At 61.7% G+C, this 12,408-nt stretch carries 9 protein-coding genes and 1 pseudogene; 6 read left to right on the top strand and 4 right to left on the bottom strand.

The annotated features are described in order from the left end of the window. Positions 1-336 (top strand): annotated as a pseudogene (locus K7W03_RS08575) (hypothetical protein); the annotation flags it as partial. A 232-nt stretch (positions 337-568) separates the two neighbouring features. Here K7W03_RS08575 and K7W03_RS08570 read toward each other — a convergent pair. Next, positions 569-1,486 carry a LysR family transcriptional regulator gene (locus tag K7W03_RS08570; protein WP_222886049.1) on the bottom strand — a complete coding sequence of 306 codons (918 nt, stop codon included), beginning with the start codon at positions 1,484-1,486 and terminating at the stop codon, positions 569-571. 80 nt (positions 1,487-1,566) lie between these two features. Here K7W03_RS08570 and K7W03_RS08565 point away from each other — a divergent pair, with 80 nt between their 5' ends. Beyond that, complete coding sequence (locus tag K7W03_RS08565; protein ID WP_222886048.1) at positions 1,567-2,415, top strand: SDR family NAD(P)-dependent oxidoreductase; 849 nt, start codon at positions 1,567-1,569, stop codon at positions 2,413-2,415. 488 nt (positions 2,416-2,903) lie between these two features. Beyond that, on the top strand, positions 2,904-5,771 hold the full coding sequence (locus K7W03_RS08560; RefSeq protein ID WP_226869915.1) for an ATP-binding protein: 2,868 nt from the start codon (positions 2,904-2,906) through the stop codon (positions 5,769-5,771). A gap of 45 nt (positions 5,772-5,816) precedes the next feature. Here the strand turns inward: K7W03_RS08560 and K7W03_RS28315 are convergent, their stop codons facing one another. After that, positions 5,817-6,116, bottom strand: coding sequence for an alpha/beta fold hydrolase (locus tag K7W03_RS28315; protein ID WP_413469321.1), 300 nt, complete (start codon positions 6,114-6,116; stop codon positions 5,817-5,819). A 105-nt stretch (positions 6,117-6,221) separates the two neighbouring features. Next, positions 6,222-8,831 (bottom strand): M1 family metallopeptidase, encoded by a 2,610-nt coding sequence (locus K7W03_RS08555; RefSeq protein ID WP_222886046.1) that lies wholly within the window; start codon positions 8,829-8,831, stop codon positions 6,222-6,224. A gap of 53 nt (positions 8,832-8,884) precedes the next feature. Between K7W03_RS08555 and K7W03_RS08550 the strand changes: the two genes are divergently transcribed. The 3 genes from K7W03_RS08550 to K7W03_RS08540 all read left to right on the top strand — a co-directional run bounded on the left by K7W03_RS08550 (position 8,885) and on the right by K7W03_RS08540 (position 10,814). Further along, positions 8,885-9,400, top strand: a complete 516-nt coding sequence (locus tag K7W03_RS08550) for a hypothetical protein (protein ID WP_222886045.1) — start codon at positions 8,885-8,887, stop codon at positions 9,398-9,400. Positions 9,401-9,409: 9 nt separating this feature from the next. Next, the gene (locus K7W03_RS08545; RefSeq protein ID WP_222886044.1) at positions 9,410-9,625 is read left to right on the top strand and encodes a helix-turn-helix domain-containing protein; all 216 of its coding nucleotides are present in this window, start codon (positions 9,410-9,412) and stop codon (positions 9,623-9,625) included. Positions 9,626-9,752: 127 nt separating this feature from the next. Continuing rightward, positions 9,753-10,814: an SAM-dependent methyltransferase gene (locus K7W03_RS08540; RefSeq protein WP_222886043.1), complete on the top strand. Its 1,062-nt coding sequence runs from the start codon at positions 9,753-9,755 to the stop codon at positions 10,812-10,814. On the opposite strand, the gene K7W03_RS08535 is transcribed toward K7W03_RS08540, so the two are convergent. Next, the gene (locus tag K7W03_RS08535; protein WP_222886042.1) at positions 10,811-12,403 is read right to left on the bottom strand and encodes an ABC-F family ATP-binding cassette domain-containing protein; all 1,593 of its coding nucleotides are present in this window, start codon (positions 12,401-12,403) and stop codon (positions 10,811-10,813) included. The two genes, K7W03_RS08540 and K7W03_RS08535, sit on opposite strands and share 4 nt — an antisense overlap. Positions 12,404-12,408 lie beyond the last annotated feature (5 nt).

Below are 12,408 nucleotides of genomic sequence, written 5' to 3'. Positions count from 1 at the left end.
TACGCCCTCCGCCCTTCACCGACACCCCAACAACCGATTCTCATCTTGATTGTCGCTACGCTCGCATCCTGTCAGTCGCCGCGCATTCGCGCCCGTGATACGCATCTGGTCCTTGGTGGTGCGGCGGATGGCCTCCCTATCCGATTCCGCGTCACGTTGGACGGCGCTGCGCCTGGCGTTGATCATGGGACCGACACTGACGCCGCGGGTTGGGGCGAGGTGAAGGCCGACCGGCTCTATCAGCTCGTCCGTCAGACACGCGAGATCGGCGACCGGACGGTCACGATCGAATTCTCGAGGCCCGGTGTGCGCGCGTACGTCTTCACCTTCGGCTGACCTCAGCCCACAACCGAACTTATCTTGGTTGATCGCGCTGCGGCCAGAGACAAGGGACTGGCCGACTTTGGCTTGCCGATTAGAGGCATCGAAGCAAAAAGCGCAGACCTTTGTTCTGGTCCCCGCTTGAAGCGCGAAGACCCGTAACAGGATAGTTGGCGAAAACTGCGTGCTACGAACCGCCCAATCTTGAGGGATGGCCAAAAACGTACGCAATCCGGGGATGGAGAGGCTAACCCGGTGGTTGCAAATCGTCGATTGCCGCAATCAGGGCGCGCAGCGCCGCTGAGGGATGGCGGCGGCTCGGATGATAGAGGTACAATCCGTCTTCTTCCGACATCCAATCGCACAGAAGAGGGATCAGCGTTCCCGCCGCCACATCGTCGGCGACGCGCCAATCCGCTAGGTAGGCGAGCCCCGCTCCTGCCAGCGCAGCCCGGCGCATCAGTGATGGATCGTCGAGGAGCAACGTCCCACAAACGTCAATCTCCAGACCGCTGCCGCCATTGAAGAACTCCCAGCGATAGGGCAAACCGCTGGCGAGTTGGATCCTGATGCAGCGATGCTGTTCGAGGTCCATCGGGTGCTGCGGCGGCTCTCGGCCGGCCAAATAGGCGGGTGAGCAGACGACGACGAACCGAGTTGGCCCCGCGATCTGGACCTTTTCCATGTCGGCAGGAACTGAGCCGCACTGGCGAATACCTGCATCGAAGCCCTGCTCAACGATGTCGATCAGCCTTCCCTCGGTGACGAGTTCTATCGTGACGTCCGGGTAGCGAGCGGCAAACGGGAGCAGCAGCGGCTCCATGACGCGGCGTGCGGCACCAGAGGAGCAGTTGATACGGATAGCGCCGCTCGGTGTGTCACGCTGATCCGCAGCGTCGTCGAGGGCTGCGCCGATCTCGCCCAAAGCGGGCACCACCCGCCCAATGAATCTTTCGCCGGCTGGCGTCGGCGCTACGCTTCGCGTGGTGCGCATGAAAAGCTGGATGCCGAGCCGCTCTTCGAGCGCAGCGACAGTGCGACTGAGCGCAGTCGTCGACAAACCTACTTCTAGCGCGGCCCGACGAAAGCTGCGGTGGCGGGCGACCGCAGCGACCGCTTCCAGTTCAAGGAGGCGTCCAGCCCTGATTATCCCCTTTTTCGGCATGGTATGATGATGATCGCGTCTCTTATCGGGATCAAGCTTTAAGCATATGTCCAGCCTTCGCAACACGAAGGGATCGCGCCGTGGCACCGACTTGGTTCATCACTGGGAGTTCTCGCGGCATCGGCCGCGCACTGGCGGAAGCGGTTCTTGCAGCCGGACATAATTTGGTTGCCACGGCACGTCGGCCTGAACAGCTCAACGAACTGGTCGCGCGCTATCCCGCGCAGATACTGGCAACGGCGCTCGACGTTACGGATGCCGATGCGGCCGCATCGGCGGTTACGATGGCAACTATGCGGTTTGGCAGGCTCGACATCGTGGTCAACAATGCCGGCTATGGCAATGTGGCGCCCATCGAGAACACTAACCTCGAGAGCTTTCGCGAGCAGATCGAGGCCAACCTGTTCGGCACGATCATCGTTTCCAAGGCCGTCATTCCGCTCTTCCGGAAACAGGGCGCTGGTCGGTTCATTCAATTCTCTTCGATCGGTGGTCGCGCTGCCGCGATCGGGCGGGGTCCTTATTCGGCCGCCAAGTTCGGTGTGGAAGGATTCTCTGAGGTGCTCGCGGAGGAGTTGCGGCCGTTCGGTGTTAGGGTGACGATCGTCGAACCGGGTGGTTTCCGAACCGACTTCGCCGGCACGTCCACCATGATCGAGGATGGCGACCCTGCCTATGCGGACACAGTCGGCCGCGTCGCCGAACGTCAGCGTCTCTACGATGGCAACCAGCCGGGCGATCCGGTCAGGGCCGCACAAGCGGTCCTCCGCCTCGCGCAATTGTCCGACCCACCTTTGCGCCTCGTGCTGGGAAGCGACGCCTATGAACGTGCCGAGAGGATGGATGCAGCACGTATGGCTGAACTGCGGCAATGGCGCTCGCTCAGCTGCTCGACAGACTTCGTTCCTGTTACGAGGGCTGAAACATGACGCTGCCCACCGCGATCGGGATCGCCGCGCTTTGTTGGCGTTTGTCGCGGCGCAAGCCGCCCCACGGCGTGCTTCACAGGCCGTGGCGAGCATCGCCTGATCCGCGGCCGGGTAGATCACAATCTTCCTCAGGGAGACTCCGGAAACGTTCGCCGCCGCCGTGCTCCAGCTGGCACGGGCAACCGAGCAGGCGCGCAAAACGCGAGCCCTCTTGGAGATCGAAAACATGGATATCGCGTTGCACCTCGGAAGGCTGCGATCTGCTGCACTTAATGACACAAAAGAACTGGAACGAAGATTCAAGAATCGCTATCGTCCGCGCTTCAGATGCGGTCGGAATCGGCGGGTGCGAGTCTAGCTGGAGCACGGCCGAAGCGCGTTCGCGCTGTAGCGATCGTTCCGCGTTTCGCTGAACGAGCCGGCTGTGGCGGAAACGGCGGTGAAGACTACGATGAGAAAGCGGTGAAGTTGTGGCGAATGGCAACGGCATGATTCAGGGGGAACGCACGGTCTTTGGGCCATTCTGCCTGTCGCCCGCCGAACGGCTGCTGACCAGAGATGGGGAGCCGGTGGAAATCGGGGGGCGCTCCTTCGACCTTCTCGTGGCACTCACGGAGCAGCCTGGACAGGTCTTGTCGAAGCGCGAGCTTCTGCAACGAGTGTGGGCTGATGTCGTCGTCGAGGATGGCAGTCTTCGGTTTCACATGGCCGGTCTTCGCAAGCTGCTGGGCGATGGCGCGGACGGCGCGCGATATATCGCTACGCAAGTTGGCGTCGGCTATGCCTTTGTCGCGCCGCTCGAGAAGCTGGGGCCGGCGGGTGACCCGGTGTCGTCGATCGTGTCGGGGATCAATGATATCAGTTCGTGGTCGAGTGCAAGCGCGCCCAATCTGCCGCCTCGCATACCGCGGCTGATTGGCCGCGAACGGGACGTCGAGCTCCTGATCGATCGCGTATCCGATACGCCTCTCTTTACGATCGTCGGTCCTGCCGGCGTTGGCAAAACCTCACTTGCCGTCGAGATCGGCCACGAGCTCGTCGCGGAGTTCCACGATCAAGTCGCATTCGTCGACTTCGGCATGCTCGAAAACCCGGCTGTGGTGCAGCCGATGATCGCCGGCGCGATGGGAATATCGGTGCAAAGTGAGGACCCCTTGGCGGTCATCCTCGGGCATATCCGCGACAAAAGGTTCCTGCTCATCCTGGACAATTGCGAGCATGTCATTGCCCCGACGGCCGACATCGTGGAGCGCATCCTCGATGAAGCTCCCAATGCCCGCGTCCTTGCCACCTCTCGCGAGCCGCTGCGTGTTCGTGGAGAACATGTCCATCGTCTCGACGCGCTAAGCTATCCCGATAATCCTGCTGGCAAGTCGCTTGAGGAACTGCTGGCGTATTCGTCCGTGCAGCTCTTTTGCGAGCGCGCCGCCGCTGCGGACAGCTCGCTTGAAGTCAACGAAGAGTCCGCGCGCATCATTGCGAGCATGTGCAAGCGTCTGGATGGAATGGCGCTGCCCATCGAGCTTGCAGCGGTTCGGGTGGCGACGCACGGGCTGTCAGCCACAGCGCGGCAACTTGGCGAACGCTTCAGTCTTGGATGGCCGGGAAGACGGACAGCCCAGCCCCGCCAGCAGACTCTTCAAGCCACGCTCGACTGGAGCTACGATCTCCTGTCCGACGTCGAACAGGCGGTTCTCGAGCGCCTTGCCATCTTTGTCGGGCCGTTCTCGATCGACGCCGCCCTGGAGGTGGCTGCTGACTCCGAAATTGGATCGGACAAGGTCGCTGTCGCGCTCGACGAACTCACCTCCAAATCACTGATCGCGACAACGCGCGCGCGTGGCGGCGGTACCTATCGGCTGCTGGAAATGACCAGGGCCTATGCAAGAGAGAGGCTGCGCAAGCGCGGGCCGGAGCATTACGATGCAGCGGCACGGCGCCATGCGAGCTTCTTCCTGAGCGAGCTAGAGGCAGCTGCGGAACTGGACGACGACGTCCTTCACGACGCAAGGCCACTGCGCCAGCAACTGGGCAATATTCGCAGTGCTCTCGAATGGAGCTTCGGTCATGATGGCGATCTGAAACTCGCGGTTCGCCTGGCTGCCGCGAGTTCGCCGGTCTTTCTGAACCTTTCGCACCTGATCGAATGCCGGACCTGGTGCGCCCGTGCGCTCACCGAGCTTGATGAAGCGCAGCACGGCGGATCGATCGAACTTGAGTTGCAGGGCGCGCTTGGGATCTCGCTGATGTTCACGCGCGGCAACAGCGCTGCTGCCGGCAGCGCGTTGACGCGTGCGCTCGACGTCGCCACCGCGGTTGATGATCGCTGGACGCAGCTTTGCATGCTCGGCCGTCTCCACATTTTTCACGAGCGTATCGGCGAGTATGACGTCGCCACCTCCTATGCCCAGCGCGCGGTCGAGGTCGCTGAGGTTCTCGCCGAGCCGGAAGCATTAGGGATCGCCTATTCGTTGGCTGGCATCTCCCATCATCTCGAAGGGAATCTGGATCGTGCGCGCCGCGAACTGGAGCTGTCCCTTCAGAACAGCCCGCCCTCCGATCGGGCGCGCACCGTTCGCTACGGGTTCGACCATCGTAACCGGTCTGCGATAGCCCTCGCTCGCACCTTGTGGCTGTCCGGACATGCCGAACGTGCCGGCCAGGTCGCGCGTGATGCGGTTCGCGAGGCGGCGCAGCTTGAGCACCCCGTAACCTTGTGCATCGCCCTCATTTGGGCGCTCTCGGTCTATACTTGGATGGGTGACCTGGACGCAGCCGAAGAGGCATTGGATGCGTTCAAAACCTGCGCGGAAGTGAATGCGCTCGGGCCTTATGTGGCCGCAGCCGGCGGTTTCCGCGGTGAGTTGGCCATCCTTCGCGGAGACCCGAGCACCGCGCTTGGAGCATTGGAGGAAAGCTTGTCGCGCTTGCGGGCCGCTCGCTACGAATTGCTGACAACCACCTTCTCGCTGTCCCTCACCCGCGGTTTGATGCTCGGCGATCGGTTCCGGGAAGCGCACGACTTGGTGGATGCGACGATCGCGCGATGCGAGGCGAATGGAGAGCGTTTCACGAGCCCTGACCTTTTGCGTGCAAAAGCAGAGATCCAGCGCAGGGAAGGCAATGTCGAAGCGAGCGAAGGAACCTTGGAGGACGCTTTGCTCCTCGCCCGTGAGCAAGGCGCCAAGGCTTGGGAGTTGCGGGCGGCCGTGGATTTGGCCGATTTGCAGGCATCAGCCGGACGTCGTGACGATGCGCGGACGATTCTCGAGACTGCCAGCGCAGGGTTTCGGCAGGCCGGGCATAACTCGGACCTGGCAAGGGCTGAGCGACTGTTGACCGCTCTGGCCGCCTGACCTCGCGAACATCTCAGGGAGCTTGCAGGTCGCCGGCGCTATCCGTCAGGCGTCAGCGTCTGCCAGGCGGTGTATCGCTCTGGCCAATTCTTCGGGCGCGACAGGAATGACGAGTGCTAGCGAAATGATCTGGTCGCACGGCAGCAACGCATGCATCGCTGCAGATCGATCGCGAGGGTCGGCGCCCATTCCGGTCAAATTGACGGGGTGGACCACGTGGCCGCGTTGCTCCAGGTGCGGGGGCAATGCCTCCCAGCACCATCCGCCGTACCGGGATCCGTGGACCAGAACGATGTGCGATGTGTGCGGCCTCCATTTTGGGTGGAAGTTTGTGAAAGGGGGCACGAGCGGTCAACGGAGTCTCCCGGAAATCCCGTTGCAACGGAACCACATGGTCGTGTTAGAACCAGCTCGACCGTGCGGCCGACTGCGCATCCTTCTGCGCCTTCGCTACCCTCGAGCTGCGAGCCATGAATACAGGATCGGCATCTGTGCCCTGCGAACCCGAATCCGACCTTGGATGAGGGCTTCGGAAGTGGCGCAGGCATCTTTCACCTCGCTCGCTTGCTCGCCGAGGCAATAGGCCTGGACGGCGCTAAGCGTTTCCTGATCGTGGCCGCCGCTTGCGAGGTCGGCGAGGAATGTCGGCGCTGAAAAGGAGTCGAGGCGCTGAAGGATGGTCTGGCGATGCGCGATGGCGAAACGGAGCGCCTCGAGGGGGTGAAGTACAGAGACGGCCTCAATGATGCGCGGTCCGGTCGTTTCTCCGGGTGCATCGGTGATTGAGAGCTCGAGCGCTCGAGTGGCGAGCGCGTCATCGTGAGTTCGACCCAGCATCTCAAATAGGGATGCGCGAATTTGGGGAGATGTCTCCTCGAGCGCCATCGTACGGATGCGCTCCCATTCTGCCGGCGTCGCGTTGCGGCTTACCGCAGTCAGGATGGGAAGGCTCGGCATGGGGCCATTCGTCCGCGCAAATTCGCGGCGGGCCTCCTCGATCACAGCGGGTACGCCCGCGCCACCGAGAGTCGCAATCAAGTGGTCACGAAGGTTTGCATCCTCGGCCGATTCTCCTGGCCGAGCGGCCCAGCCAAGCCGACTCAGTCGGGGAAGAAATGCGGTTTCGGCAAAGTCGCGTAGCCGCAGCCTGCCTTGATCGTCTCCTTCCGCGTAACCGTTGAGTTTATCCCAGCGTGAGAGTGCATCACTGACGGTCGTGGCGGATGAATTGGGGCCGAGATTGGCAATCAATTCGAACATGGCGGCGGGCGTTGCCGTGCCGGCCAGACCAAGTGCCGCGGTATCGCTGAGGAGTGCCAGCTGATCGATTTCATCCAACTTTGGGAAAATCTTCGAAAGATCGCTGAGCATTGGTGGTGAATAGTCGGTGCGGAAGTAGCTTTTCTGCCCGGCATTCACGATGATCGGGCCGCAGCCTGAAATGGAAACCTGTGCGGCGCGGTCGAGAACTACCAATTGGGGCGTAACACCGGGATGACCGAGAAACACGGGCAAATGCCAGCCCGGGCCCGGATCGTTGCGACCGTCATTGTGGAAGCGTTTCTCGGTCAGGCTCACAAGCATGCGTCCGTTGCTGCAAACTGCTGACGCCTCCACCATAGGCAAGCCGGCCATACGCGTAATGTCGTGCGCGATTGCGTCCACCGGGCGCCCGGACGCGGCACGCATCGAGGCCCATAGATCCGCGCTCGTCGCGTTTCCGTAAGCATGACGGGCGACATAGGTGCGCAATCCAGCCTGCCAGGCTTGCGGACCAACATAGGCTTCGAGCATCCGGATCGCGGCTTCACCCTTGAAATAGGTGATGAAATCGAAGGATTGCAGTGCTTCCGCAGCGTCCTTGACCGGCTGCACGACAGGATGACTGGTGTCGAGCGCATCGGCGTCCATTGCGAGATCGCGTCCGCGCATAAAGGCCAGAGCCGCGCTCCATTCCGGATGGAACCGACGCCCTGCCTCCTGCTCCATCCAGGATGCGAAGCCTTCATTGAGCCAAAGGTCGTCCCACCAGCGCATCGTCACGAGGTCACCGAACCACTGGTGCGCCATCTCGTGCGCCACGGTCGTGAAAACGCGTTGTCGCTGCCGTTCGCTCGCCGCTCGGGGATCGATCAGGAAGTCTTGCTCGAACGAGAATATGGCGCCCCAGTTCTCCATCGCGCCATAAGTGAGACTCTCACCGGGACCTGCGACATTGTCGAGCTTTGGCAGTGGGAAGCGGTAGGCGAAATAAGCGTTGAACCAGGGGAGCAGCTTTGCCGCCGAGTCGAGCGCAAAGTCTGCTTGTGGGGCAACCCCGCGACGTGTGACGGTGCCGAGTTCGACTCCGCCGGCCACCCGTACACGTCGCTCGAAATCGCCGACTGCAAGGAAGAGAAGGTAGGTCGACATCTTCCGGGTTGGCGCGAAGGTCACCCGGTGGAGCGCATCGTCAAGCGTCCGATCGCTTGTCACTGGCGTGTTGCTGATTGCGGTTGAGCCGGATGGAACCACCGTTGACAGCGTGAAGGTCGCCTTGAAGGAAGGCTCGTCCCACGACGGCATGAGCCGGCGGGCGTCGGCTGGCTCGAGTTGCGTGAACAAATAGCGTTTGCCCTGCTCATCGAGGGCAAAAAGGCCGCTCCCATTTTGCTGGATGCTACCATGATAGGCAAACAGGAGGCGGTAGCGGCCGGGCTTGATTGCAGATTGCAGAGCCAGGTGCATTGTCTGGTCGCGCTCATCGAAGCGCGACTGGATATTGCCCAGATCCAATCCTGACTGCGTTCTCAAGCTGACCTGTCGTATGTCGAGCCGGAATGCGTTGAGCACGATTTCCTTGGTTGCCGCACGAACCAGAATGTCGATCTTCTCATCCCCTGAGAATGTGAGACCCTTCAAGTCCGGCTTGAGGACGAGGTCATAATGTAGGGGCGTTACGGTTTGCGGCAGTGGCGCCGCCGTTGCAGTGAGAGGCGAGAGCGTCGCGATCGAAACCGTCGCGGATATAGACCATATGCGCCCAAGGTGGACCTTGAGCGAGAGAACCTTGCCAAACAACCGGGCTACCTCATAAAAACAGCAATTACTTTTCGTAAAACAGAAAGTTTCGGATGATTCAACAGCGTTCTCACGTCGTCATGCGATATGCCGGCAGGCTGCGCACCGCCTTGGTCCTGGTGCTGATCGGCACGGCCGCGACTGAAATTTGGGCACTGTGCAGGGAACTGACGGCGCTTGGTGCGCCTGTGGGGGCCGGCGATGGAAGTGCGACCTCCAGACGGCTGACTTTGGGATGTGACTTGCTGTCGGGAGTCGCGGTCTCCGTGGGCCTCTTTTATCTTATACGGGCGACAGGGACGCTTTCGCGAGCGGGGCGAATGATTCCCGCCGCAACCGAGAATCTGAAAGGATTCGCTTATTGCGTGCTCATCGCGGCGGCCTCCACCAGCATTCTGCCGCTCGTGGTGGTGCTCTTGGTGCGAGCGTCCGAGAAAACGGGTGACTTTCAAGCGCGTGTAGACGGTTCAGATCTGCTCCTGCTGCTGGTCGCCGGGGTGCTGGTTCCGATCACCCGCCTGCTGGCCTCAGCAAACCTGGCCCAAGAAGAACTCGACCAGATTGTCTAGGAGGCTCGCGTGATCATTGTCCGCCTCGATGTCATGCTCGCGCTCCGGAAGAAGCGTGCAAGGGATCTGGCCGAGTATGTCGGCATCACCGAGTCCAATCTGTCTCTGTTGAAGTCGGGCAAGGTGAAGGGAGTTCGCTTCGGTACGCTCGACCGCATCTGTCGCTTCCTGGAATGTCAGCCCGGCGAAATACTGGTTTGGGAAGATGTGGAGTCCGAGGATTGACGCGCGAAGCTGGTGTTTGAATCTACGCATCATTTCAGCGGCAACACAGGCAATCGCGCCTGAAACGCTACCGACACGGCGGTCGTCCCAACTGCTCGGCCAACGTATCGAGCGAGGTAACCGCCAGATGGACAGCGTCATAAGACGGAAAGAGGATGAAGACGGTGTGCTCGCCGCGCCCGATCGCGGCACCGCGCCGCCGGCCCAGTCAGAACCGCTCCCGATGATGGCCGCTTACATCCCGATGATGACCGCTGGCGCGCTTGCGGCGGCGGGAAGGCTGGGCGTCTTCAAGGCGTTGGCCGATGGCCCGCTGGACGTGCAGTCGTTGGCAGAGGCTGCGGGGTCCAGCGCGGCCGGCATGGAGCGGCTGACGGATTTCTTGGTCGCAAGCGGACATCTGAGGCGTCATGGTCGAATGATCGCGAACACATCGGAAATGATCCGATGGTTCACGCATCGCGGAATCGTCGATTACAGCGCGGGGCTCGATTGGACAGCGGATGCCTGGAGCGTAATGGACGACCTGTCGGATGCCGTTAGGCAAGGCGGCCCGAAGCAACTTCTCTGGGACCGGATGGCGGAGCGCCCCGAACTCGGCGATCGGTTTTCGCGGTACATGCACGCCTTCGCAAAGCACCTTGCTCCCGACCTCGTGGATTTGAGCGAACTGCCGGCGCGCCCGTTGCGGCTTCTCGATCTGGGAGGCTCCCATGGCACGCACTCCATGGCCTTTTGTCGACGATTTCCAGAACTCCAGGCAGTGATCGTGGATCTGGAAACGGCACTTGCCGACACAAGCGCGCGCATAACGTACGAAGGTTTCGCGGACCGTATCAGCGTCCGTAACGGCGATATTAGAGAGTGTGACTGGGGAGAAGGCTACGACCTGGCGCTCTACCTGTCGGTCGCCCACAATATGAGCATCGACGAGAACCGAAGGATTTTTCGCCGCCTGGGAAGTGTTTTACGCCCCGGTGGTGTCCTGATCATTCACGACTATCCCCGGGAGACGACACCGGCGCTGTTCGAAGCGGCGTTCCGGCTCACCTTGCTGGTCGAGACGGGCACGCAGACGCTCACCTGCGTCGAGTTTTCAGACTTGCTGGAAGATGCTGGCTTCTCGTCAAATAGCCTGCACGTCTTGTCGCCGGCAGAAAAGGGATCCCTGATCGTGGCGCGGCGCTAAGTTGAGCTTCTGGTCAGAATGATACGGCGGGTGGCAGATATGGCATCGAGGAATGCCTCGTCATGGCTGACGACGACTAAGGCACCGTCGAACGCTGACAGGCCGGCTTCAACTGCCTCGACCGATTCGAGGTCGAGATGGTTTGTCGGTTCATCGAGTATCAGGAGTTCGGGCGGCTTCGGGCTGCCGAGGATGCAGGCAAGGCCGGCCCTCAGAATTTGTCCTCCGCTGAGCGACCCGACCGATTGCAGGGCCGCGTCGGCCTTGAATTTGAACTTCGCCAGCGCGGATCTGCAGGCAAGTTCATCCGTGGCGGGATTGAGCGCCCGGAAATTCTCGGCGATCGACAAGGCGGGATCAAGAATGCCTGCGGTCTGGTCCAACATCGCGAAGGAAGCGGTCCGGGTGAGTGCGCCTGTCAGCGGCTGCATCCGGCCGGCGATAAGGTCGAGCAAGGTCGTCTTCCCGACGCCGTTGGACCCGACGATTGCGATCCGCTCGGGGCCGGTGACGGTCAGGGAAAAGTCGCGGAATATGGGTGGGGAGCCGCCATAGCCCGCACTGACGTGATGCATGCTCAGGACGATCTTGTTGGCGAGCAGACCGGTAGGGGCGAGGCTCACGACCATCGTCTCGATCAGCTCGATCTGTTGCTTCGCCGCGATCGTCGCGGCGGTCGCCTCCTGCCGCAGCCGTTCAGCGAGCCGGGCATTCTCTCCACCACTATTCTCGGCTCGTTCCTTGCGGGCACCAGCGAGAATTCGTGGCATGTCGCCACGGGCACCTTTTCTGCTGCCGGTCGCGTCGCGGCGTTGCTTGCGCTCGACGGCGACCTGCGACTTGCGCTTGATCTCGTCCAGCTGTCGTCCGGCGGATTCGAGATCGCGCTGGGCAGCCGCTAGCTCGACAGCCTTGCGTTCGCGATAGTGGGACCAGTTTCCCCCGTAGCGGGTTGCGCCGAGCGTCGTCATCTCGACGATAGCATCCATCGTCTCAAGCAGCTCGCGGTCATGGCTGACGATGATCGCGCCCCCACGCCATGCGCCGAGGAGCTCGATCAGAGCACGCTTTCCTTCACGATCGAGATTGTTGGAGGGCTCGTCGAGCAGCAGGAAATCAGGCTCTTCGAGCAGCACGCCGGCCATTGCCGCGCGTGTGCGCTGACCACCGGAAAGAACGGCCAGGAGGGTGTCAGGCGTGGCATCAAGGCCGACATGGGCGAATGCCTGCGCAATGCGCGACTCCAGCGTCCAGTCCGCCTCGGCCAGTTCGTCTATCGTGGCCAGACCCTCCTCTGCCTTGCGGAGGAGGGCGAGATCGCCGGAGAGACCGAAGAGCCCGGCAATGGTCTCATCAGGCGCGACCTGCACGATTTGCCGCAACATGCAGACTTTTCCCCGCACGGCGATCGTGCCCGTGCTGGACTCTCGTTCGCCGGAAAGCAGCTTGAGCAGGCTCGTCTTGCCGACACCATTGCGGCCGACAATGCCGACACGCTCTTCATTGAAGCTGAGATTGAGATTGGAGAAGACCGGCTGGCCTTTCGGAGTCGACCAGCCAAGGTCGAACGTCGTAATCGAAGCGGACATAGATA

The organism is Sphingobium sp. PNB, from assembly GCF_019873065.1.
Lineage (GTDB): Bacteria > Pseudomonadota > Alphaproteobacteria > Sphingomonadales > Sphingomonadaceae > Sphingobium > Sphingobium fuliginis.
This window is presented reverse-complemented; position numbering and strand designations above follow the sequence as displayed.

Excerpts from the sequence above, each read along its gene's own strand:
- K7W03_RS08535 (WP_222886042.1), bottom strand. The coding sequence starts at position 12,403 with ATGTCCGCTTCGATTACGACGTTCGACCTTGGCTGGTCGACTCCGAAA.
- K7W03_RS08560 (WP_226869915.1), top strand. The coding sequence starts at position 2,904 with ATGATTCAGGGGGAACGCACGGTCTTTGGGCCATTCTGCCTGTCGCCC.
- K7W03_RS08550 (WP_222886045.1), top strand. The coding sequence starts at position 8,885 with ATGATTCAACAGCGTTCTCACGTCGTCATGCGATATGCCGGCAGGCTG.
- K7W03_RS08540 (WP_222886043.1), top strand. The coding sequence starts at position 9,753 with ATGGACAGCGTCATAAGACGGAAAGAGGATGAAGACGGTGTGCTCGCC.
- K7W03_RS08570 (WP_222886049.1), bottom strand. The coding sequence starts at position 1,486 with ATGCCGAAAAAGGGGATAATCAGGGCTGGACGCCTCCTTGAACTGGAA.